Genomic DNA, 22,461 nt, shown 5'->3' with positions numbered 1-22,461 from the left:
TAGTTAGCTAGCTGTTCCCGAGTACATTTAAAAATGAACTCTTTCTGATAAAAACACACTAGAGCTACTTCAAAAATGGTTTTCGCGCCAAAATATCGAATTTATGAAGCCAGCCACTTATTCCTTGTAAGGTATTTCCTTATAAGAGATAGGGCTAGATTGGAGTTCATACCTGCAGAAATCGATCAAAACATTACAATCACTGCTGACATATAAAACAACACAAATCATATCAATATATTGACAAAAGAATAGGCGTGCCAAAAATAAAACTTTGTATCCCTATTTGAAATTCTCCAAAAAGCCTCAAAATAAGGTAGATTGTTTATTCTTTTCGTTAGAATATGTTTCATTATTGGATATAAGCGGTCAGTTTTTATGAGGTATTTGAGGGCATGACATCCACAGCAAGGTCGCCACAGGAAAAGTCACCACAAGACACCAAGGTTATTATTGGTATGTCTGGCGGTGTTGATTCTTCAGTCTCGGCGCTTCTACTCAAGCAGCAAGGCTATCAAGTAGAAGGCTTGTTTATGAAAAACTGGGACGAAGACGATGGTACAGAGTACTGCACAGCAGCAACAGATCTTATGGATGCGGCCGCTGTATGCCAAAAACTAGGCATACATCTTCATACAGCAAACTTCGCTAAGCAGTACTGGGACAACGTATTTGAGGACTTTTTACAAGAATACAAAGCGGGGCGTACACCAAACCCCGATATCTTGTGCAATAGAGAAATAAAATTTAAGGTATTTCTGGAATACGCTGATAGTCTAGGGGCAGATTTTATTGCCACCGGGCATTATACACAGACCCGCAAGGCTGAAGATCAAACGTTACTTTGTAAAGGTTTGGATGAAAATAAAGACCAAAGTTACTTCTTACATGCTGTAGGTAGCAAAGAGTTCTCCCGAACGCTTTTCCCTATTGGCCAGTTGGAAAAAACGAAAGTAAGAGAAATTGCACAAGCCAATAACCTAGTGACACACAACAAAAAAGATAGTACAGGCATCTGTTTCATTGGAGAGCGCCGTTTTAAAGATTTTTTGCAAACCTATTTACCAGCACAACCGGGCGATATTGTCACTGAAGAAGGCAAGGTTATTGGAGAACATCAAGGTTTGATGTATCACACTATTGGCCAACGTCAAGGCCTTGGTATTGGTGGGGTTAATGGTGCGAAAGAAGAAGCCTGGTACGTAGCGCGTAAAAACCTGGACAATAACACTTTACTGGTTGTTCAAGGAGGCCAAAACCCGCTTCTGTTTGCTAAGGTTTTGATTGCAAATCAAATGCACTGGATCAACCAAACACCACAAGATGGTTTGCGTTGTATGGCGAAAACCCGTTATCGCCAAGCAGATCAGGCTTGCCAACTGCACTATTTAGATAATGGGGATGTACGTGTGGAATTCGACACCCCACAAAGAGCAATAACGCCAGGGCAATCGGTTGTATTCTATACAAGTGATATTTGCCTAGGTGGCGGTATTATCCAGAAAGCTGAAGAAATTTAATCTTAAGGTTTTATTTTGGAAAAAACGTGGAGAAATATTGCGATAGCTCTAGCTGGCGCAGCACAAGCAATAAATTTAGTAGAACAATTAGCAAAAACGGGCTATCTCAGGAGTGAGGAATTTGAAATAGCGGTAGATAGCTTATTTGAACAAAACCCAGAAAATACTGAATCTGTATTCGGATCAGTCCAGCAATTGCGGCTCGGCTTACAAATATTGCTTAGCTTATTAGAGTCCCATAGAGATCCCAAAAACGCGGATGCGCTGCGCTATATGCTGGGTGTTATTCACATTCAAAAACGTTTAGCCAAGCGCAATGATGTGATGAACATCATTGGGTCTCGCTTACAAAAAGCACAATACCAAGTACAGCACTTCGGCAAAACCCACGAAAATGTTGTGTCGAACATCGCTGACATATACACCGATACAATAAGTAAGTTTCAATACCGCATTCAGGTCACGGGAGAATATAGCTATTTACAACAGCCAAGACTTGCGGCACAAGTGCGCGTGTTACTGCTTGCGGCTATCCGAGCCATTACCCTTTGGCGACAAATTGGTGGTAGTCGATGGCAGCTATTATTTTATCGCAATAAAATAATCGAAGAGTGTAAGATTTTGGTTGAGGAAACACGCATTCATTGAATTATTTAAACAGTAGACATGCTCACGAAAATCATGGTCGGCATGCCTACTTTACAATATAAGAATATCCTTTGTTAGCTACTCTTGCGGCAAAAACCCTTCAATAGAAAGATAACGCTCCCCAGTATCATAGTTAAAGCCTAACACTTGAGCGCCGTCAGGTAGAGAAGGCAATACCTGCTGAATCGCAGCCAGCGTTGCACCAGAGGAAATACCGACCAACATCCCCTCTTCCGCTGCGCATCTTCTCGCCATATTTTTTGCATCATCTCCATCGACCTTAATAACGCCATCAAGTAGCTCGGTATCAAGGTTTTTAGGGATAAATCCCGCGCCAATACCTTGAATAGGATGCGGACTAGGTGAACCTCCCGATATTACAGGTGACGCTTCAGGCTCTACAGCAAAAACTTTGAGATTCGGCCATTGCTTCTTCAAAACCCTCGCACAAGCGGTAATATGTCCTCCGGTTCCAACACCCGTAACAATAGCATCTAAGCCGTCGGAAAAATCGTTAAGGATTTCTTGGGTGGTATGCTGAACATGTGCATCAATATTGGCGGGGTTTTCAAATTGTTGTGGCATCCAGGCATCGGGAGTCGATTCTAACAATTCCTGCGCCTTGGCAATGGCGCCCCCCATACCTTTTTCTTTTGGTGTTAGCTCGAAAGTAGCGCCGTAGGCAAGCATTAAACGTCGACGTTCTATCGACATGCTTTCGGGCATCACCAGCAGTAAACGATAGCCTTTCACCGCAGCCACCATAGCTAAACCAACGCCGGTATTACCTGAAGTAGGCTCAATAATAGTGGCGCCAGGCTTTAGAGAACCCTCTCTTTCTGCCGCTTCTATCATCTCCAAAGCGATCCGGTCTTTAATAGACCCTCCAGGATTTGAGCGCTCACTCTTAATCCACACGGATTGTTTAGCGCCAAATAAGCGCTGGACTTTGATATGAGGAGTGTTGCCTATTGTCTCTAAAATCGTCTGTGCTTTCATAATGTTTTACCTGCTAGCGGAAAGGCTATACTTCGTACATAAAAGAGCAAATCATAAGGCAAAACTAACAATCAGACCACAACAATAAGTTAACATTTTTATCCAAACATTTTAGAATATACCTACCTTTATATGCCCGCTTGTTAGCAAATCGCTATTACACCCCACCAGCACAATGAACAAGCGCAATTTATATTAATACCCGATGTACAGACTTATCCTAAAAAGACAATTTCTCGCTTTTTATTAATAAGCACCATATACAGTCAAAGGCTATACATATCTATATCTAAAGATATTTGTAACAAAATACTTTTAGTGCCTTAAACACAGCAACAGAAAATAGCAAGTTAGATTTTTTTATTAACAAAAAAAATTTTTTAGTTTTTATAAGCTTGCAGTTTTAACTTCTATAGACTCATTGTTTTAACAAACTTATACCAGGAAAATGAAGTATTACCTACATCCATCTAACACAACAATCCAAACATAGCGCGATATAAAAAACAAACAATACAAATAAAAATGTCGCATATCCGCTGGCACAACTATATTTATTTTATTAATAAAATAAATATAGATGACATTTATAAAACTTAACAAAAAATAATTTTATATTTTTCAAAGCAGACAATATTAAAAACCCTCACACCACTTAAAAAGCAATTTTAACTAGACGGGATTTATACAAAAAAAAATAATATATTAGAGACACAATAATGGTAATTAGATCTCACTCCAAATAAATAAATATATTAAATTTAATAAAATTGTTTATTATTATTTGCTCACACACAACAATAATCGTAGTAAAGAAATGAATATAAAAAACACTTGCTTTTCAGCCATTCTCGGTACGTCTTTATTTTTTAGTCAATCTAGCTTCGCAGATATCACTCAAGGAGTCGTCATACCAGGTGAATCACTACCAATAGGAATATCTGTAGGTGATACTAGGGCAGAAGTCGAATCCGTACTCGCGACTATGCCTGAGTTTGATTTAAATGATCCGAACAATACTTTCTGTGATGTCAGAAATACTTGTTTTTATTTTGCAGAAATTAGTGCAGATAATTCTGAGATATTAAAGATCAGTTATCTAGGTGACACAGCAACTAGACTTACTTGGACTTTTGGAGACTGGACCGTAAATGGGGTATCACTGAATGACATCGCCGAAGAAACATTTACAGAATCGGATCTAGTTGCAGCTTTCCCATCAGCACGATTGGCTCGAATCGTCGATTTTCGAGGTGTTAGAAGAGTCATTTTGTCGAGCCCTAACGAAGGCATCAGTATCGGCGATGACTCATTATTGGGTACTCTTACAGGTACGATACAATAAAAACTCTAGCGCCAAAAACCTAACTGTGAGGCATATTTAAAAGTTATTAACTATCTTTTAAATAAAAAAAGTGTTGTCAGAAATGATAACACTTTTTAACCCGCATATTTTCAAACAGTAAAAGTTATTTGTATTGTCTTCCACCTAGTTTTAAAACGTACACTTTTTTATGAGATTTTCACAAAGAACCTCACGATAAATCCATATGTCTTCCCAACCAGCAAAGAGCCAATTTACACGCAACGTTAGTATGTGCATAAGTGTCAAAATTGGGCTAGAATTCGCACCTATTTTATAATCATCGAACAATTCGAGACCAGACAGCTCATGGATTTAACATCACTTTCAGCGGTATCCCCCATCGATGGGCGATATGGCAATAAAACCAAATCATTAGGTAGTATTTTTAGTGAATTTGGTCTAATTCGTTTTCGTGTTGAAGTAGAAATACGTTGGCTACAAAAATTGGCCGAGCACCCAGAAATTCATGAGGTTCCGGCATTCAGTGAGCAAGCACAAAAAACACTCAACAGTATTGTTGATAACTTTGATGAGCTACACGCGCAAAATATCAAAGATATAGAAGCCACCACCAATCATGATGTTAAAGCGGTTGAATACTTTATAAAGCAACAGTTTAAAGGCCACAAAGAGCTAGAGCATGTATCAGAGTTTGTGCACTTCGCCTGCACCTCTGAGGACATCAACAACTTATCTCACGGTCTGATGCTAAAACATGGGCGTGATACTGTATTACTGCCCATGATAGAAGAGATTATCAACGCGATTGCGACATTGGCTAAACAATATGCCGATGTACCAATGCTGTCACGAACCCACGGACAAACCGCATCACCGACCACTGTTGGCAAAGAATTAGCTAACGTGGCTGCGCGCATGCAACGGCAGAAAAAGCAGATTCAAGATGTTGCTATTCTCGGCAAAATAAACGGCGCTGTTGGCAACTATAACGCTCATCTTAGTGCCTATCCTAAGGTCGATTGGCAAACCAATGCAAAAAGCTTTATTGATGGTTTGGGCCTGCAATTAAACGCTTATACCACTCAAATAGAACCACACGATTACATCGCGGAGCTGTTTGATGCTATATGCCGCTTTAATACTATTTTGTTGGATTTTGATCGCGATATATGGAGTTATATTTCTCTGGGTTACTTCAAGCAAAAAACCATTGCTGGCGAAATTGGCTCCTCTACCATGCCACACAAAGTCAACCCGATTGATTTTGAAAACTCCGAAGGCAACCTCGGATTAGCTAATGCCGTTTTTAACCATTTATCCGCGAAATTACCTATTTCTCGCTGGCAAAGAGATCTTACCGACTCCACAGTGCTTCGTAACATGGGGGTTGGTTTCGGCTATAGCATCATCGCTTATGCTGCCACATTAAAAGGTATTGGCAAGTTAGAGTTGAACCACCAAGTACTTGCTGAAGACCTAGACAATGCCTGGGAAGTATTAGCAGAGCCCATACAGACGGTGATGCGTCGTTACGGTGTAGACGAGCCTTATGAAAAGCTGAAAAACTTAACACGTGGCCAAGCAATAACTAAAGATGTGATGGTGAAGTTTATTGCCACTCTCGACATCCCTGCAGAAGCCAAAGAAGCGTTAACCGCGCTAACACCCTCTAATTATATCGGAAACGCCCAGCAACAAGCAGATGACATCGATAATGCTTTAAAATAGCAATAAAAATAAATACGAGGCCTAGATGAGTCCAACACATACACCCTGTTTTGCTCCATTGACTCATTTAGGCGATCTGCCTATTGAGATATTTTTAAAAGATTACTGGCAAAAAAAACCGCTGCTTGTGCGCCAAGCCTTTGCCAACTTCCAATCCATAGTCAGCGCCGATGAATTAGCCGGATTTGCGATTGATGATGATGTAGTTTCACGCTTAGTAGTAGAAAACACCTCTGATAGCTCTTGGTCGCTACAACATGGGCCTATTCCTGAAGAGGTATTTTCAGAACTCCCGGATAACAATTGGAGTCTATTAATCCAACATGCCGACAGTTTAGACCCTCACATAAATGCCTTATTAAATGCCTTTAGATTTATTCCCAATTGGCGCTTAGATGACATCATGGTGAGCTATGCTCCAGACGGTGGCGGCGTCGGTCCTCACTTTGACTTTTTCGACGTATTTCTGCTACAAGGAGAAGGTAAAAGGCGCTGGCGTGTTGGCCAAAAGTGCGATCATACTTCGCCCTTGATGCCCAATAACCCGATGAAGATTTTGCAAGAGTTTTACACCGAAGAAGAGTGGATTGTAGAACCTGGAGACCTGCTCTATATTCCGGCACAAGTAGCACACTGGGGAGAAGCCATAGAAGAATCTATTACCTACTCTATAGGCTTTCGTGCTCCAAGCTACGGCGATATTTTACTCGACTATTCCCAAGAAGTCGCCTCCCACTACGAGCAAAGTCAACGCTATCAAGATGCCGATCTTACCAAGCAAGAAAACCCGGGAGAAATCACACATCAGACTTTGGAGAAATTTAAAAACATTTTACTTGAGGCGAGCAACAACAAGGATTATCTAAGTCAGTGGCTGGGAGAATATACAACCCAGTTAAAACAAAATATCGATGGTATGTTTGAGCCTATACCAGAGACACAAATAGTCGATAATAAGCCGTATCAACTCAGTCGCTACTGTAGGGCAGCATTTCATACACAAGCAGATAAAACACTATGTTTCATTAACGGCAATACTGTGCAATGTTCCAGAGCGCTTGCAGTGGCATTAACAGAATATCGCGCCATACATTATGACCAATACGGCGCCCATGACCAGCAGGTTATTCTGCAGCTGGCGCATCATCAGTTAATGGAAGCTTACGAGGGTTAACACTATGAATGTCCATGGAGAGATAACGATACGAGAGGCGAGCTGGATAGCAGATCAACACGATATCATCGCCATACGCGATAGTGTTTTTATTAAAGAGCAAGGGGTTGACCCTGAAATAGAAATGGACGGTCTAGACACACTATCATCTACTCAACACTTTTTAGTGTTTGTGGAGCAACAAGCTATTGCCACCGCCAGGATGCTAGAAACCGGAAAGATTGGCAGAATTAGTGTGATGGCCGGATACCGTGGTCGAGGCATTGCTACGGCCCTACTGCGTTACATCCTTCGTCACTGTCTACAAAATACACCGCTCGATAATGTCTACTTGCATGCTCAAATCGGTGCTCTACCTCTTTATACAAAATGTGGCTTTAATAGTGAGGGCGAGGTATTTACTGAAGCAGATATAGAACATATTAAAATGAATATGGCCCTATCAACCCAAGACAGCTTGGCACATATTTACAGAGACAGTGTTATCCGACTTGAGAATGCAAAAGGTTTTGCCCGTCACATTGAGCTGATAACTCGAGCCGCTACTCGTCATGTTGATATATTGAGCCACCACTTATCGACTCAGCTTTATACGCCAGAGTTTGTCAGCGCCCTCTCCTATTTTGCGCGCACGTCTCGACAATCAGCTATTCGTATATTACTGCACGACAGTAAACCCCTAGCATCCAGTTCCGCTCCTATAGTCAGTTTGGCACAGCGCTTACCTTCATCAATCAAAATTAAAGTCCTCAACGAGCAACCTCAAAAAGCCAATCAAGGCTATACCATCGCCGATAGCAAGCAAATTGTATTTTTCAATAATGAAACACAGATGCAAGGCTTTGCTAATTATCGAGCGAAGCTGGAAGCAGAACATCAACTAGAAGAGTTTGAGCACTTGTGGCAACACTATAGTGAGGAAGATCCCAATTTGTCGCTTTTAACTTTATAGATGTGATGACAAAAAACTAGAGGTGATCCGTATCAACACCTATCTGAGTTCCTTCGTATACGGCGTGAATCTTTTTCAAACAAGGCAAGGTATCGGCAAGAGGGCCATCGGCCCTACCCGTATTCAAGTTGAACTCTATCCCATGCGCACGACAGCGCAGACGCTGATCTGGGAGCTGCACGGCATGAGTCAGAGGCACGTCCATATGTGGACAACGGTTTTCAACAATATAAACACTGCCATCAAGTTGGCATAGCAGCAAGTTGTTGCCAGCAATATTAAACTCACGCTGATAGCCATCATGCAGTCGGTTTAACTGTTCTAACGGGTAGAATGGCATTATGACACCTCTATTTAGAATGTAGATACGATCATAAATACAACACACGTAAATTTTGCTCTATATATTACTGTGACTAATCAGATAAGCAAGTCTGCGAATTTCAATGAAGCTCATAAAATGATAAGGGATAGTAAATGACGCCCCAAAACAGTACACTTAGTGCCTTTTCGCGAACTTCATATCGGTGTCGGAAACTTATCATATAAATAGTAATGTCTAGTATTGCTCTTATTACCCCTATTGATTATTTAGAAAATGCGGAATCTTACTTCTTGCGCATAATGCCTTTAGGTAAACGTGTTTGGTTAGACAGTGGCAAACCTGCTTGCCACTACGGCAATAGTGATATTCTATCAGCTGCCCCATTAAAAGAATTAATTAATCCAAGCACAGACGATATTGAATACGAGGTTGCACAATTGTGCGATCAACAAACACTGGCACAATTACAAAGACAAAACATTCCTTTTTGGGGGGGCGCCATAGGTTTTTTCAACTACGAACACAACGCCTTAGAATATAATATTTCACCTAGCGAAGAAGGCTTACGACCAAGTATCTTTGGTATATTTGATTGGGCGTTAATTCAGGATCACAACCAGCAACGCTCATTTGTCGTTTTTCTACCACAATGTAGCCAAGAAAAACGCGAGAGAATACTTACGCTAGTGAATACACCTTTGGATGTATCTCACCCTACATTTACAGTGTCTAACCTTGCCTCTAACCTGGACAAAACTAGTTACTGCAAAATATTAGAAAAAATCCAACACTATATTTTGGCGGGTGATACGTACCAGATAAATTTTTCCCAGCGATTTAGCGGTAATTTTAAAGGCGATGCCAGCGCTGCATACTTAGCATTAAGAAGAGCTTTGCCGAGCCCTTTTTCTGCCTACTTAGAGTTAGGCGATGACCAGATTCTAAGCTTTTCGCCAGAACGTTTTATCAGTATTGATAACAAGCTTGCCACTACCCAACCTATTAAGGGCACCGCACCACGCCATGAGAATAAACGTGAAGATAAAAATCTGGCAGAAAGCTTAATAAATAGCGAAAAAAATCGTGCTGAAAATCTTATGATTGTGGACCTACTGCGCAATGATTTCAGCAAGTCTTGCGAGCCCCACAGTGTAAAAGTCCCGTCGTTATTTGCACTGGAAAGCTACAAAAACGTCCATCACCTAGTCAGCACTGTGGTTGGCACTATAGAAAAAGAGACTTCGCCACTAACGTTCTTTCGCCGCTGTTTCCCTGGGGGCTCAATTACCGGAGCACCGAAAAAAAGAGCCATGGAAATTATCCGCGAGTTAGAAGAAACACCTCGTAATATTTATTGTGGCTCTATTTGTTATTTAAGTTGCTTCGGGAATTTCGACTCAAGTATTACTATAAGAACAGTGCTGGTAAGTGAAGAAAAAATTTATTGCTGGGGTGGAGGCGGCATCGTTGCCGACTCCGAACCCGAAGAAGAATATCAAGAATCTCTTCAGAAAATTGCAGTATTAATACAAACATTAAAAGAATACTCTGCAATATCTTAAGAGGCTTAAGCGAGAGATTTTTATAAGGTCAGCTCTCTCTCGCTAGCATTGATAAATGCCTGTTTTAAATCTTGATAACTATGCACAGCAGGAAACTGAGGGAATTCATCTATCACATTTTGTGGTGCACTAAATAATATACCTGCATCAGCTTCTGCCAACATGGTGGTATCATTGTATGAATCCCCAGCAGCAATAGTGCGATAGTACAGAGTTTTGAACGCGGCAATAGACTGACGTTTAGGGTTAGCTTGACGCAGATTATAATGAGTAACTTTGCCTGATCCATCAACGGTCAATTTATGACAAAAGAGTGTTGGATAACCTAACTGTTTCATCAATGGGCCTGCAAATTCATAAAAAGTGTCCGATAAAATAATTACCTGAAAACGCTCACGCAGCCAATCGAGAAACTCAGCAGCCCCCTCTAAAGGACTTAAAGTGGCAATGACTTCTTGGATTTCATTTAACCCCAAACCAGCTTTTGCCAATTCATTAAGACGCATCGTCATTAACTCATCGTAATCCGGAATATCTCGAGTTGTCGCTTGTAAAGCATCAATGCCAGTTTTTTCAGCAAATTTAATCCAAATTTCGGGGATTAAAACCCCTTCCAAATCTAAACAGGCTAACTCCACTCCTACCTCCTATCGTTTTACACTCATTACATTTTTAGGGTTGAACCTGAAGAACAACTATTTTAATTAATAATTCTCCAGTGGTTAAAAAGCAGGCGGCTATATCTATGGTTTAGATATATAACTATAAGCCTTGGCTATTTCTCATCCCTCCCGCGCTCTGGTATTCTTCGCCACCGAAATAACTTTGAGCCTGTTCACTCTAATTCGCAAGCAAAACAGATGCAACAGAGTGATATCATCCATATGCAGTTCTACGACTACAACTGTATAAGAATAGGAAACCTCTAACGATGAGTGAAATGATCAATTTTGTTGATATTGATAGCCAGTTACAGACCAGTACTCCACAAAAAATTTTGGCACATGCCATTGAAGAGTACGACAATATCGCGATCTCATTTTCTGGTGCAGAGGATGTCGTATTGGTTGATATGGCGAGTAAGATAAAACCCGGTATTTCAGTATTTAGTCTCGACACCGGTCGCCTACATACACAAACCTACGAATTTATAGAAACTGTACGCAAGCACTATGACATCACGCTTGAGCTACTTTTTCCCGAATCTAAAGCGGTACAAGAGTTAGTCGCAAACAAGGGTTTATTTAGTTTCTACGAGGATAACCATCAGGAATGCTGCGGGATAAGAAAAGTAGGACCGCTGCGCAATAAATTATTGACATTGGACGCGTGGGTTACCGGACAACGCAAAGATCAAAGTCCGGGAACTCGTGCACAGATACCGGTTCTACAAAATGACAAGGTATTTGCCAGACCACAGCAAACACTAGCCAAATACAATCCTCTAGTGAATTGGACCTCTGAGCAAGTATGGCGCTACATTCGTGAAAATGACGTTCCATATAACCCTTTGCATGATCAAGGTTTTGTTTCTATTGGCTGCGCGCCATGCACAAAGCCCATAGGCCCTGGACAACATGAGCGTGAAGGCCGATGGTGGTGGGAGGAAGCTACAAAGAAAGAATGTGGTTTACACGGCAGCAATATAAAAAAGTAGCCTAGGGTTACTAGACTAACTGAAGGCATAACTAAGTAAAGAATTGGACAAGCAGATGAAAATAACACTAGTTAAAAAGATATTAAAAAATGGAGAGCCTTGCAAAAAATGCGGCGATGTTCTCGATAAGTTAGAAAGCTCTGGCTATATGTCACACATTAATCATATTGCTGTGGCCGATGAGCGCGATCCAGAAAGTGAAGGTATCGCCTTGGCGAGAAAATACGAAGTCAATCGAGCACCGTTCTTCGTCGTCGAACGCGATGGCGAAGCGCCCGAAATTCATACCATCTATATGAAATTCGTCAAGGATGTGCTGGAACAGAAAACGAATGAAGCTGACGAACTCAAGGAAATTATGAACGATAACCAAGATCTAGACTTTTTGTAAAAGCCTAGATCTTAGGGCCTGTTGACACTAAAACTTATCAGTATTAACCACAACAAAGTGTCAAAGTGGGCAGCCTCCCACTTTGACACTTACGCTTTAATACACAAGAGTTCTGCCTAGTATTCAGGCAACTCTACATGAGCAAACAATTCATCTAGCTCAAGTTTAGAGTGACGATTAAACGCTTCGCTAACAATATCCTTATTTAGATGCGGCGCGAATTGCTCGATAAACTCATACATAAAGCCACGTAAGAACGTACCGCGCCTGAAGCCAATTTTTGTGGTACTCGCACCAAACAAATGACTAGCATCGAGCGCCACCAAATCTTCATCTTCCGTGGGGTCGTAGGCCATTTTGGCTACAATACCAATACCTAGCCCTAGGCGAACATAGGTTTTGATAACGTCAGCGTCAGCAGCAGTAAATACTACTTTCGGCGCCAGACCTCTTTCCATGAAAGCTTCATCCAGTTTAGAACGTCCCGTAAAGCCAAATACATAGGTCACGATAGCGTACTTAGCCACATCTTCTAAAGTCAAACTGGAAAGCTGACAAAGAGGATGGTTTTTGGGCACTAGCACACAGCGATTCCAGCGGTAACAGGGCAGCATAATCAAATCACTAAATAGCTCCAGAGCCTCTGTTGCTATTGCAAAGTCAACGCTGCCATCGGCCGCCATCTCAGAGATCTGCATAGGCGTACCTTGGTGCATATGCAGAGCAACATCAGGATACTTTTTAATGAAGTCCCCAATAATCCTCGGCAGAGCATAGCGTGCTTGCGTATGCGTAGTAGCAATCGACAAGCTGCCTTTTTTCTCGTTGCTAAATTCCTGTGCAACTTGTTTAATACTTTCCACCTTACGCAATATTTCACCGGCAGTGCGGAGAATCGCTTCCCCTGCCGGAGTAATTCGCGTGAGATGTTTCCCACTTCGCGAAAAAATTTCCACGCCTAACTCGTCTTCAAGTAAACGAATCTGTTTACTGATTCCTGGTTGTGACGTGTATAAACTTTGAGCAGTAGCTGACACATTCAGTTCATGATGTGCCACCTCCCAGATATAACGCAGTTGCTGCAGTTTCATATGCCCTCCAAGTGGCGGCAGTTCGTACAGAAGAGCCGAATACTGATTATTGCCATGAGTCTTAGTTTTTTCATTATAAAAATATAATCAAATATTCTTTTGAAGAATAGTTATAGATCGTTATATTTGCCAGTCGTTTTTGTCCTTTATGGCAATTTTCTACAAAAAGTTAGCAAAAAATGATGGATTTCCTCTTTTATATCCTCGCTGGAGCCGGTGTTGGGCTTGCGGTAGGACTCACAGGTGTCGGCGGCGGCTCATTAATGACGCCCCTACTTATCCTGTCTGGTATTCCTGAAAAGATCGCCATAGGCACTGATCTGCTTTACGCAGCTGTGACAAAAACAGGGGCAATGGCAACCCATAAACGGCAAGGTACTATACGATGGCAACTCGTATTTTGGTTAGCCGCCGGCAGCATACCCGCATCTATTGCAACCAATTATGTGCTCAGATACATCGTTCCCCCGGATATGGATTATACATCACAGTTAAGTCAAGCCTTAGGCTTCATGCTGATCCTCACAGCCTTAGTGGTATTTTTTAGAAAAAGGATCCAAGGAGAAATGGATCATCAGGAGTTAAAGATCTCATGGGTGCACCGTAATGCTAATATCATCACCTTATCCTCGGGTGTGTTTCTGGGAGTTTTTGTAACCCTATCGTCTGTTGGCGCAGGAGCATTTTGCGCTGCCTTACTAATGTGGCTATACCCCAGACTTCCCGCGTTGCATATCGTCGGCACAGATGTCGCTCATGCGGTGCCCCTTACTTTGATCGCCGGCCTCGGCCACCTATGGAACAGCAATGTGGATTTTTATCTACTCGCAGGTTTACTGTTGGGATCGCTGCCGGCCGTCCATTTCGGCTCGAAAGCTGCTGCTAAGGTGCCCAACACCATTTTACAGCCGGTACTCGCTGTTTTATTGCTGATTATAGGTATCAAGTTTGCTGTTTTTGGTGGCGGCTCACATTAAGCACCGAGTACCTTCACACATTGCGGATATCCATGGGGTTGGGATTAATCATAGGAACTAGTAAAACTGGAACACGAGACAATTGTAGAATTTTGGTAGCCACAGAACCCAAAACATTCCTCTGGGCACCATCCACACCATAACTACCAATAACGATAATGTCTGCCTCCAAGCGATCGGCTTCAAACAGAATAATAGGCACAGGCTTGCCTGGAACAATCACAATGTCTTTTAGGCGATTAAGAATGTTTTCTTCAACTTCGCTTTGAGAGGCTATCATCTCAAATACTTCGTCTTTAACAGATTCAATAATACCTTGGACATTACCCGCTTTTAGCACTTCACGCTTTATATCATCTGAGCAATAACTCTTAACTACTGCATTGGTAAATTCCGATAGCGGCGGTACTGCATGGACAAGGCTAATTTGTGCATCAAAGTGCTGAGCCAAAGATTCTACATAAGCGAGAGAAAGCGAAGTTAGTGGGCCTAAATCTGTGGCAAATAGGATCTTTCTGAACATCTAGCACTCTTTTTACAAAACTTAATACCATAGTGCCAAACTGTGAGATACAAGCTATTACACTATCTATATTAAGCCTAGCAGCGACAGACCTATATGTGTGGAGTGTTTGCTCTTAAAGCTAGAAGGAATATGTCTTAATTGTTACTTTCTTATATTGGGGCCTATTAAAAAGCCCTAACAAAAAAGAAGTTTTATTCTTTTTCAATATTTGCGACACCGTGAGGGACGTGTCCCGCCGTGGGTACATGTTCACGGGCCGATTCACAATGCACCTGTTGGTCATCAAAGAAAACATCCGCACCGTAAGCCTTGAGAAATTCACCCTTAGATAGACCACCGAGGAATAAGGACTCATCAATACGGATATCCCAAGACCGCAAAGTTCGTATCACACGTTCATGAGCGGGTGCTGAGCGTGCAGTTACCAGGGCAGTGCGTATAGGACAGTTGCCCTCACTAAACTCTGCCTGCAAGCGCTGCAAAGCGAAGAGAAAAGATTTAAAAGGACCGCCACTTAAAGGAGTTTTCGCAGCTTCAGTTTCGCTTTTTGCAAAAGCTGCGAGCCCTTGGGATTTATAAATTCGTTCAGCTTCGTCAGAAAATAATACAGCGTCACCATCGAAGGCGAAACGCAACTCCGGCGCGCGCTGCTTATCTTTGCTAGAGGCAATTAGGGTAGCGGCTGCAACACCGTATTCCAGAGCACCGCGCACATCCTCTGCGTCCATCGAGAGAAATAAGTGGGCATTAAATGGACTAATGTAGCGATAGGGACTTTCACCACCGCTGAAGGCCGCCCGCGTGATCTTTAAGCCATAGTGGTTGATGGAATTAAATACCCGCAAGCCAGTATCAGCACTATTGCGAGACAATAGAATAACTTCAACCCTTGGGGCTCCACCGAGAAGATCGTTAATCTGCAACAAACGCTCTACCATGTGAAAGGCATCACCGGGCTCTAAGATAGTATCTTCATGATCGATCTGATACTGAGAATAGGCTTTAAGCCCTTTCTCTTCATAAACCTGGTGACTTTCATCCAAATTGAATAATGCACGAGATGATATAGCGATAACTAAAGTATTTCCGAATGCTGCAGGCATAATTTAGAACCTATTATACAAAGCTGGCTTTATAGCACAATAAACCCTTAGGGCAAGTTATTGCACAAAACCTTTCAACTCCTCATTAAAGGGGAAGATACCGTAAATACCACCTGTATGAACGAACACAACATCACTTTGACCATCAAAGCGGCCACGTTTAATTTCTTGAGTAAGTCCGTAAAAGGCTTTACCAGTATATACGGGATCAAGCACCACACCTTCATTCTTAGCTAGCCAGCGGATACATTCAAATAGTTCTGGGTAACCCATCGCATAGCCTGGACCAATATAACGATCTAGCGTATGTATATTCATGGTTGCCGCCACATCCGGTTCGTTAGGCATATATAGCGTTTGCCATTCCTTCACATCTTCACGAATTTTACTATCAAAATACTCTACTGAATCACAAACGGCCATGCCAATTACATTCATCGGATGATCAAGCAACTGAAAGCCCAGACTTAAACCTCCTTGAGTACCGGCAGAACCAGTTGCGCACACCACAGAAGACGGTGATACCGCACTGCGAGAGAAATCATCTACAAGCTCCCTGGCTGCTTCAATATACCCCCATAATCCAACACCATTGCTACCACCTGTGGGAATCGTATAGCAGGTATGGCCAGAGGCCTGATAACGTTTCACATGCTCATCAAATATTTCGTTCATACGAGCAAAATAATATGTAGGCGGATAAACTGAAACTTCAGCCCCACACAAATCGTCGAGTAAAAGGTTTCCCTGATATTGCTTAGCAGTGCAACTTTGCACATCATGCACAGCTTGGCTGTCAGACTGGCTTTTAGGGCCACGCAAAATTAAATGGCATTTGAGCCCCAGACGCGCCGCTACCGCCGCCGTTGCTCGACAATGATTAGACTGCATACCGCCACAAGTAAGCACCGTATCGCAGCCTTTGGCTTTTGCATCAGCCATTAAAAATTCAAGTTTTCGAATTTTATTACCAGAAACGAGAGAACCGGTCTGGTCGTCACACTTGAGCCATATTCTCGGCCCCGCCAGTAGTTCAGAAACTCGATCGAGTGGGCGAAATTCAGTCGGCAGATTGGCGAGGCTTAGCTTAGGAGGATAATTGGGCAACATAGCAATAAGTTACTGTGTTAATTGAATGATTAAACAGCGGATACAAGTTGAGGTAAGGCCCCTAGTTAAAGGGACTTAAGCGTGCCTTTGAGTAACACTGCGTGAACAGCCTGCTTTTGAAACTTAAGCTCAACATTATCGCCAGCTTTAACCGTGATATATTTTTCATCAACATCAACGATTTTACCCAGCATACCACTACTGAGCACAACTTCATCGCCTTTAGATAGAGATTCGCATAATTCAGTGTGCTCCTTCTGACGCTTGCGCTGAGGTCTTATGATCATGAAATACATGAACAAAAAGAGACCGCCTAACAAAGCGAAGTTGAGAAAGCCCGCACCTTGTGGTGCTGCTGCAGGTTCAGCTTGTGCGACCGCTTCGGCAATAAAAAAACTCATTTACATACTCCCATAATTCTATATGTGAACTCGACCCGTCTGTTATTTAAGCAGCAGTTGCTCGGCCAAAAACTATTATAATAAGTGGCAGGAATCAGGCAGCTGGTGCAGCTACAAAAAGCAATGGCCGAACAAAAAACAGCCAAACAGACGAGTGCTAGCAAGGGTCGCTAACTTTACAAGAGTTGACTTATCGAAGCAACGGGGTAGCGCATTGAAGCGCTTATGGTTGAATAACCACACCCGTTATTTGATATTAAACGTAGTCGCGGAATAGCTTGCGGAAAGTACTAGGAGAAAGGTTCGTCCAACGCTTAAAGGCGTTAGTAAAACTCGTTCGATCAGAAAAATCTAAAGCAGCAGAGATATTATCAATACTCATATGCTGTCGAATCAAATAATCAATTGAGTAGTGGAACCGAACTTTATCCCTCAGCTCAGCAAAGCTTACGCTCTGCTTCTGCAAGCGACGTTGTAGCGTTCGTTTTGAAAAATTAAGCTCATCAGCAACATGACTAATACTCAAAGGAGCATGACCTATTCTACGAGTAAGAACCTCAACAACCCGAGATGGAACACCAACTACATCGGGTAATCTTGCTTTCTCAAGATAGGCATCAAGTGCTTCGGCACCGTGTAATACTTCTGGTTCGGCAACATTATGCTGCGCGTTTAACTTTGTTATCATCAGGTAGATTCCCTGCTAATAATTAATTAAAACGCTTATCTGATTTGCAGTTAAAAACCAGTGCAAAAAATTAAAGCGAAGTGTTAGGAGAAACCCATTATACGCCAATCGCTCTTTTTTAAAATACCCCAAGCGCAGGCAAACCCAACTTGATTCGCATTTTCTAAGAACAATCTGCCACATTCAGCGAAAAAATATCGCAAAAAAATATATGTCAATTTAAATACAGAGATGAACAGAAGTAATTCAGCTGATTAATATGTTAACAAAAACTTCGATCGATTGATCAGCAAATCAAAAAGCGTCGCGTTAAAAAGCAAATCATCATATAAACCGCACAAAAAAGATAATTTAAGCGCCCACCACTTACTTTTGACGCAACACTGTCGCCATTATCAATACCATTCATTAATAAATATAATCAGTTCTATAAATGTAATAGGTATTGAATAGATTTAGCGAAGAGAAATGAAAATTTTTCCCTAGAAATTAAATTCCTTTTTCTGATCTTTCGAATAATAGATATCGATTTTCTATTACTTATTTTTTTAAAATAAAAAAATATATTAATTATAAATACCATCTAAAAACCAATTTATTTTTTTATTTTGCAAGATCAAATGCAGTTACATTTTTTTACATTAAAGTAAGAATAATATGTAGTTTTATCAGAGGTAATATTTAAAAACGAGTTACCTGAACAATGAATAGAGTTATAGGCTTATTAATGCTCGATGCAAAAAAAGTGCTTAAGAAAAGAAGATGCAATGTATTTTTCTACTTTGCTTTATCGAGAAAGGCTAAATTGAGAATAACAAACACGTAATAGAATTAAGGCCCATAACACGCATAAAAACGCACTACGAGCCTACAGTTAAACGCAAGGATTAAAGCTAAACAAAATCTCTAAACAGCTTTCTAAAAGTACTGGGAGACATTCCCGTCCATCTTTTAAAAGCATTGGTAAAGCTTGTGCGGTCAGAAAAGTCTAACGCAGTAGAAATGCTATCAATACTTTTACGGTTTTTAACTAGATAGTCAATGGAGTAATGATATCGAACCTGATCACGCAACTCTGCAAAGTTAACATTTTGCTGTTGTAAACGTCGTTGCAATGTTCGCTTAGAAAGTGTGAGTTCATCGGAAATGTGACCGATACTAAGTGCAGATTCGCCTATACGTTTTTTAAGCACTTCAACAACACGTCCAGGGATACCATAAAGTTCAGGTAACTTAGCCTGTTCTAAATATTCATCCAACGTATTTAAAGAACCATTAGCGAACATGGTTGAGTCAATATTTTTTCGCTGGGCTTGTGTTTTTTGCTGATCTACCAAGTAGGCAACACCCTGAGCCAGCATTTCCAGTAGATTCTCGTCTTCTGCATCAATACTTTGCTGTTTTGGCGCGCTTGAGAAAAAGCATAGAATGCTGGAAGCAGCAAAATGCGTTTTAACTTGAGCGCCGACATAGGAGCCTACGTTTACACCAGCGTATGCCAATTGCGATATTGTTCCCTCTGTTTTAGCAACATCTGAAACAGAGCAGACGTCACCTGAGCCTCTAACCCTATGACACAGAGAACTTGCTGTAGAGATATGCTGCCCTACATAAAAGCGTCCATCTTCCTCGCACGAAAATGCTTGAACTTCATATACACTTTCAGACACAGGGCGAGTCACTAGCGCATAATCCATACCAAAACGTTGCTTACCAGCATCAAGCAATAAATTAATCGCTTGATTATATGATTCCATAGCGTGACTTTTGACAATAACATTATAAAAATATGCTAGGCACTGCTCCGCATCATCTATTTTCCAATTCCCTATGAGAGAGGCAACCGGGTTAGAGTCTGGATACCTATTGCTACTTTCGGTTAGTTCCAAAATAATCACCACCTTTGTTAATCATTTATGTTCTTAAATGCAGGGCATCGACCCCACATACTGCCACTCAGATTATGCGGCTTAATACCTACACGCCTAGGCTTTATCGCGCCAACAAGAAAAATAAGACGACAATAATTTAACTCCAAGTATAAGAATTGTCTTATTTTCGCCGTGACTTACACTTTGTCATCAAAGCCAACCTGAGCATTTTGAACCCATATAGAGCACAAAACCAACTAAAAATACGATTAAGTTATCGATTAGATCGTCTATGATGCGAGTTTACTCGGTGTTTGTCTATAGCGATTTGCGGCTTTCAAAGCTTGTGATAGGTTTGGGCGCCAGTAATACTCATCAAAGAGACCCCTACCTTTCGATCTATGGATATCGGCAAGGCAGAGAATGATGAATTTAACGTCACCGCCGGGGTCACCAATTCATTGAGAATAACGACTTAGGCTTCTGTTATTGTGATCATCTAGGGGAAATTGCCGGAACGTTTTTTTAGAAATATCACGCAAGAGCGTTCAAAAACTTCTTAGTCAAGCACAGAGGCTCTTCGATATCGATGGCAAAACGATTTTTACGCATCAGTGTCTTGCTTACGACACCTCTGCAAGTGCTAGAGGTGTTGATAACATTAAAAAGTACTTTATAACAGGGAATCTAGACGCCCAACTCGCCCAATGTGGCAAGCAGATCTTCATGATGGGTTTTGGTCTTAAATTTATCCATAACTTTTAGGAGGCGACCATCCTTACCTATAATGAAAGTGGTTCTGATCAACCCCATAAACTCCTTACCCATAAACTTTTTTAAGCCCCAGACGCCGTATTTGTCAGCAATAGCGTGTCCTTCATCGGACAGCAGATCAAAATTTAGCTCATGTTTATCGATAAAGCGCACCAGTTTATCTACCGGATCAGGGCTAACACCAAACACCACGGTATCCAGATCTTCTAATTCTTTCTTAGAGTCGCGAATTCCGCATGCTTGTGTAGTGCAGCCAGGTGTAAGAGCCTTAGGGTAAAAGTAAAGAACAACATTCTTCTTACCTGCAAAAGAAGACAGGGTTACTTTTTCGCCATGCTGATTAAGTAAAGTGAAAGCGGGCGCTTTATTGCCAATTTTTGGGAAGGACATAAGCTAGTTTTTCTCTAAATAATGGTTGCAAATATAAGGGTTGAATTTTATTGGCAATTACGTAATTAAGATAGTCAGCAGATTTCTTTAGCAAAAAAAAACGCCAAAATTATGAGTTTTGGCGTTTTTAGAAAAGCTACTTCAGCGCTTACTTATGAAGGTAATAAAGACTTCACCGCATCTCGCTCTTCTTTTAACTCTTGCTCAGTGGCAGTCATTTTTTCCTGAGAGAAGTCGTCAATGCTCAAACCTTGAACAATTTGCCAGTCGCCATCCTTACATATACATGGGAAAGAGTAGATAAGCCCTTCTTCAACACCATAGCTGCCATCGCTATATACGCCCATGCTTACCCAGTCGTTATCTGGTGAGCCAAGCGCCCAGTCACGCATATGGAAAATAGCAGCATTGGCAGCAGAGGCAGCACTCGATGCACCACGCGCTTTAATAATCGCCGCACCGCGTTGCTGGACATCTGGAATAAAAGTTTCCTTGTACCACTGCTGATCCACCTTCTCTACCGCCACGTCACCGTCGACAAAGGCATGAAATAGATCAGGGTATTGTGTGGAAGAATGGTTACCCCAGATTGTCATTTTATTTACATCATTGATTGACACATTAAGTTTCTGGGCCAATTGGGTCATCGCACGATTGTGATCAAGGCGTGTCATCGCAGTAAATTGACGAGGATCGATATCTGGTGCGTTACGCTGGGCAATTAGTGCATTAGTATTGGCTGGATTACCGACAACAAGCACTTTAATATCACGTGAAGCATGATCATTAATGGCTTTGCCTTGCACAGAGAAAATAGCCGCATTGGCTTCTAATAAATCTTTACGTTCCATGCCGGGGCCACGTGGTCGAGCACCAACTAGTAACGCGTAGTCAGCATCTTTGAAGGCCACATTGGCGTCATCAGTGCAAACCATTTCTTGCAAAAGAGGGAATGCACAGTCATCTAGTTCCATCGCAACGCCTTTTAAAGCGTCTAAAGCGGGGGTAATTTCCAGCAGCTGGAGAATGACGGGTTGATCTTTGCCCAACATTTCGCCTGCGGCGATTCTGAATAAAAGGGAATAGCTAATTTGGCCTGCAGCGCCTGTTACGGCAACACGAACGGGTGATTTCACGATATTTCTCCGTTTGCTTTCTTGAGTAAGGGTAGAGATCACAATGATCCTTAAAAACTAAGCGGCCGCAATTATAGAGAAATTGGAAAAAAAGTCATTAAATTACTCATT

Annotated in this window: 22 protein-coding genes; 10 read left to right on the top strand and 12 right to left on the bottom strand. The window is 41.6% G+C overall.

Features of this window, described 5'->3' with window-relative positions; all coding sequences use genetic code 11:
• Positions 1 to 395: 395 nt before the first annotated feature.
• Positions 396 to 1,520 carry a tRNA 2-thiouridine(34) synthase MnmA gene (gene mnmA, locus BVC89_RS11710; protein ID WP_086931364.1) on the top strand — a complete coding sequence of 375 codons (1,125 nt, stop codon included), beginning with the start codon at positions 396 to 398 and terminating at the stop codon, positions 1,518 to 1,520.
• 15 nt (positions 1,521 to 1,535) lie between these two features.
• Complete coding sequence (hflD, locus tag BVC89_RS11705) at positions 1,536 to 2,168, top strand: high frequency lysogenization protein HflD (RefSeq protein ID WP_086931363.1); 633 nt, start codon at positions 1,536 to 1,538, stop codon at positions 2,166 to 2,168.
• Between the two features lie 78 nt (positions 2,169 to 2,246).
• On the opposite strand, the gene cysK is transcribed toward hflD, so the two are convergent.
• Positions 2,247 to 3,167 (bottom strand): cysteine synthase A, encoded by a 921-nt coding sequence (gene cysK, locus BVC89_RS11700; RefSeq protein ID WP_086931362.1) that lies wholly within the window; start codon positions 3,165 to 3,167, stop codon positions 2,247 to 2,249.
• An 817-nt stretch (positions 3,168 to 3,984) separates the two neighbouring features.
• On the opposite strand from cysK, the gene BVC89_RS11695 reads away from it, so the two are divergent.
• The 4 genes from BVC89_RS11695 to BVC89_RS11680 all read left to right on the top strand — a co-directional run bounded on the left by BVC89_RS11695 (position 3,985) and on the right by BVC89_RS11680 (position 8,348).
• Positions 3,985 to 4,512 carry a hypothetical protein gene (locus tag BVC89_RS11695; protein WP_086931361.1) on the top strand — a complete coding sequence of 176 codons (528 nt, stop codon included), beginning with the start codon at positions 3,985 to 3,987 and terminating at the stop codon, positions 4,510 to 4,512.
• 327 nt (positions 4,513 to 4,839) lie between these two features.
• A complete protein-coding gene (gene purB / locus BVC89_RS11690; protein ID WP_086934595.1) occupies positions 4,840 to 6,222 on the top strand; it encodes an adenylosuccinate lyase in 1,383 nt (460 codons plus the stop codon).
• Positions 6,223 to 6,247: 25 nt separating this feature from the next.
• The gene (locus BVC89_RS11685; RefSeq protein WP_086931360.1) at positions 6,248 to 7,396 is read left to right on the top strand and encodes a cupin domain-containing protein; all 1,149 of its coding nucleotides are present in this window, start codon (positions 6,248 to 6,250) and stop codon (positions 7,394 to 7,396) included.
• 4 nt (positions 7,397 to 7,400) lie between these two features.
• Complete coding sequence (locus BVC89_RS11680; protein ID WP_086931359.1) at positions 7,401 to 8,348, top strand: GNAT family N-acetyltransferase; 948 nt, start codon at positions 7,401 to 7,403, stop codon at positions 8,346 to 8,348.
• Positions 8,349 to 8,364: 16 nt separating this feature from the next.
• On the opposite strand, the gene BVC89_RS11675 is transcribed toward BVC89_RS11680, so the two are convergent.
• Complete coding sequence (locus tag BVC89_RS11675; RefSeq protein WP_086931358.1) at positions 8,365 to 8,688, bottom strand: Rieske (2Fe-2S) protein; 324 nt, start codon at positions 8,686 to 8,688, stop codon at positions 8,365 to 8,367.
• A gap of 215 nt (positions 8,689 to 8,903) precedes the next feature.
• Here BVC89_RS11675 and pabB point away from each other — a divergent pair, with 215 nt between their 5' ends.
• A complete protein-coding gene (pabB, locus tag BVC89_RS11670; protein WP_086931357.1) occupies positions 8,904 to 10,235 on the top strand; it encodes an aminodeoxychorismate synthase component I in 1,332 nt (443 codons plus the stop codon).
• Positions 10,236 to 10,255: 20 nt separating this feature from the next.
• Here the strand turns inward: pabB and thrH are convergent, their stop codons facing one another.
• Positions 10,256 to 10,873 (bottom strand): bifunctional phosphoserine phosphatase/homoserine phosphotransferase ThrH, encoded by a 618-nt coding sequence (gene thrH, locus BVC89_RS11665; protein WP_086931356.1) that lies wholly within the window; start codon positions 10,871 to 10,873, stop codon positions 10,256 to 10,258.
• Positions 10,874 to 11,166: 293 nt separating this feature from the next.
• On the opposite strand from thrH, the gene BVC89_RS11660 reads away from it, so the two are divergent.
• Both BVC89_RS11660 and BVC89_RS11655 read left to right on the top strand, forming a co-directional pair.
• Positions 11,167 to 11,892 (top strand): phosphoadenylyl-sulfate reductase, encoded by a 726-nt coding sequence (locus tag BVC89_RS11660; RefSeq protein ID WP_086931355.1) that lies wholly within the window; start codon positions 11,167 to 11,169, stop codon positions 11,890 to 11,892.
• A gap of 55 nt (positions 11,893 to 11,947) precedes the next feature.
• Positions 11,948 to 12,283, top strand: a complete 336-nt coding sequence (locus BVC89_RS11655; protein ID WP_086931354.1) for a hypothetical protein — start codon at positions 11,948 to 11,950, stop codon at positions 12,281 to 12,283.
• A gap of 116 nt (positions 12,284 to 12,399) precedes the next feature.
• On the opposite strand, the gene cysB is transcribed toward BVC89_RS11655, so the two are convergent.
• Positions 12,400 to 13,374, bottom strand: coding sequence for an HTH-type transcriptional regulator CysB (gene cysB / locus BVC89_RS11650; protein WP_086931353.1), 975 nt, complete (start codon positions 13,372 to 13,374; stop codon positions 12,400 to 12,402).
• 179 nt (positions 13,375 to 13,553) lie between these two features.
• Here cysB and BVC89_RS11645 point away from each other — a divergent pair, with 179 nt between their 5' ends.
• Positions 13,554 to 14,351 carry a sulfite exporter TauE/SafE family protein gene (locus BVC89_RS11645; RefSeq protein ID WP_245929380.1) on the top strand — a complete coding sequence of 266 codons (798 nt, stop codon included), beginning with the start codon at positions 13,554 to 13,556 and terminating at the stop codon, positions 14,349 to 14,351.
• Between the two features lie 13 nt (positions 14,352 to 14,364).
• Here the strand turns inward: BVC89_RS11645 and BVC89_RS11640 are convergent, their stop codons facing one another.
• From BVC89_RS11640 to BVC89_RS11605, 8 genes are all read right to left on the bottom strand, one after another.
• Positions 14,365 to 14,874 (bottom strand): universal stress protein, encoded by a 510-nt coding sequence (locus BVC89_RS11640; protein WP_086931351.1) that lies wholly within the window; start codon positions 14,872 to 14,874, stop codon positions 14,365 to 14,367.
• A 194-nt stretch (positions 14,875 to 15,068) separates the two neighbouring features.
• A complete protein-coding gene (locus BVC89_RS11635) occupies positions 15,069 to 15,980 on the bottom strand; it encodes a 5'-nucleotidase (protein WP_086931350.1) in 912 nt (303 codons plus the stop codon).
• Between the two features lie 57 nt (positions 15,981 to 16,037).
• A complete protein-coding gene (locus BVC89_RS11630) occupies positions 16,038 to 17,090 on the bottom strand; it encodes a D-cysteine desulfhydrase family protein (RefSeq protein ID WP_342752227.1) in 1,053 nt (350 codons plus the stop codon).
• A gap of 65 nt (positions 17,091 to 17,155) precedes the next feature.
• A complete protein-coding gene (gene yajC / locus BVC89_RS11625; protein ID WP_086931348.1) occupies positions 17,156 to 17,491 on the bottom strand; it encodes a preprotein translocase subunit YajC in 336 nt (111 codons plus the stop codon).
• A 256-nt stretch (positions 17,492 to 17,747) separates the two neighbouring features.
• On the bottom strand, positions 17,748 to 18,179 hold the full coding sequence (locus BVC89_RS11620) for a helix-turn-helix domain-containing protein (RefSeq protein ID WP_086931347.1): 432 nt from the start codon (positions 18,177 to 18,179) through the stop codon (positions 17,748 to 17,750).
• Between the two features lie 893 nt (positions 18,180 to 19,072).
• The gene (locus tag BVC89_RS11615; RefSeq protein WP_245929423.1) at positions 19,073 to 20,077 is read right to left on the bottom strand and encodes a helix-turn-helix domain-containing protein; all 1,005 of its coding nucleotides are present in this window, start codon (positions 20,075 to 20,077) and stop codon (positions 19,073 to 19,075) included.
• A 660-nt stretch (positions 20,078 to 20,737) separates the two neighbouring features.
• Positions 20,738 to 21,214, bottom strand: coding sequence for a thioredoxin-dependent thiol peroxidase (gene bcp / locus BVC89_RS11610; RefSeq protein ID WP_086931346.1), 477 nt, complete (start codon positions 21,212 to 21,214; stop codon positions 20,738 to 20,740).
• Between the two features lie 152 nt (positions 21,215 to 21,366).
• Positions 21,367 to 22,350, bottom strand: coding sequence for a malate dehydrogenase (locus BVC89_RS11605; protein WP_086931345.1), 984 nt, complete (start codon positions 22,348 to 22,350; stop codon positions 21,367 to 21,369).
• Positions 22,351 to 22,461: the final 111 nt, after the last annotated feature.

This window comes from Agarilytica rhodophyticola (genome assembly GCF_002157225.2).
GTDB classification, from domain to species: domain Bacteria; phylum Pseudomonadota; class Gammaproteobacteria; order Pseudomonadales; family Cellvibrionaceae; genus Agarilytica; species Agarilytica rhodophyticola.
The sequence above is the reverse complement of the archived record's forward strand: the minus strand, read 5'-3'. Positions and strand labels throughout refer to the sequence as shown.

What these genes read in the sequence shown, in the direction of transcription:
- mnmA (WP_086931364.1), top strand. Translation starts at nt 396, where the DNA reads ATGACATCCACAGCAAGGTCGCCACAGGAAAAGTCACCACAAGACACC.
- cysK (WP_086931362.1), bottom strand. Translation starts at nt 3,167, where the DNA reads ATGAAAGCACAGACGATTTTAGAGACAATAGGCAACACTCCTCATATC.
- BVC89_RS11695 (WP_086931361.1), top strand. Translation starts at nt 3,985, where the DNA reads ATGAATATAAAAAACACTTGCTTTTCAGCCATTCTCGGTACGTCTTTA.
- purB (WP_086934595.1), top strand. Translation starts at nt 4,840, where the DNA reads ATGGATTTAACATCACTTTCAGCGGTATCCCCCATCGATGGGCGATAT.
- BVC89_RS11685 (WP_086931360.1), top strand. Translation starts at nt 6,248, where the DNA reads ATGAGTCCAACACATACACCCTGTTTTGCTCCATTGACTCATTTAGGC.
- BVC89_RS11680 (WP_086931359.1), top strand. Translation starts at nt 7,401, where the DNA reads ATGAATGTCCATGGAGAGATAACGATACGAGAGGCGAGCTGGATAGCA.
- BVC89_RS11675 (WP_086931358.1), bottom strand. Translation starts at nt 8,688, where the DNA reads ATGCCATTCTACCCGTTAGAACAGTTAAACCGACTGCATGATGGCTAT.
- pabB (WP_086931357.1), top strand. Translation starts at nt 8,904, where the DNA reads ATGTCTAGTATTGCTCTTATTACCCCTATTGATTATTTAGAAAATGCG.
- BVC89_RS11660 (WP_086931355.1), top strand. Translation starts at nt 11,167, where the DNA reads ATGAGTGAAATGATCAATTTTGTTGATATTGATAGCCAGTTACAGACC.
- BVC89_RS11655 (WP_086931354.1), top strand. Translation starts at nt 11,948, where the DNA reads ATGAAAATAACACTAGTTAAAAAGATATTAAAAAATGGAGAGCCTTGC.
- cysB (WP_086931353.1), bottom strand. Translation starts at nt 13,374, where the DNA reads ATGAAACTGCAGCAACTGCGTTATATCTGGGAGGTGGCACATCATGAA.
- BVC89_RS11645 (WP_245929380.1), top strand. Translation starts at nt 13,554, where the DNA reads ATGATGGATTTCCTCTTTTATATCCTCGCTGGAGCCGGTGTTGGGCTT.
- BVC89_RS11640 (WP_086931351.1), bottom strand. Translation starts at nt 14,874, where the DNA reads ATGTTCAGAAAGATCCTATTTGCCACAGATTTAGGCCCACTAACTTCG.
- BVC89_RS11635 (WP_086931350.1), bottom strand. Translation starts at nt 15,980, where the DNA reads ATGCCTGCAGCATTCGGAAATACTTTAGTTATCGCTATATCATCTCGT.
- BVC89_RS11630 (WP_342752227.1), bottom strand. Translation starts at nt 17,090, where the DNA reads ATGTTGCCCAATTATCCTCCTAAGCTAAGCCTCGCCAATCTGCCGACT.
- yajC (WP_086931348.1), bottom strand. Translation starts at nt 17,491, where the DNA reads ATGAGTTTTTTTATTGCCGAAGCGGTCGCACAAGCTGAACCTGCAGCA.
- BVC89_RS11620 (WP_086931347.1), bottom strand. Translation starts at nt 18,179, where the DNA reads ATGATAACAAAGTTAAACGCGCAGCATAATGTTGCCGAACCAGAAGTA.
- bcp (WP_086931346.1), bottom strand. Translation starts at nt 21,214, where the DNA reads ATGTCCTTCCCAAAAATTGGCAATAAAGCGCCCGCTTTCACTTTACTT.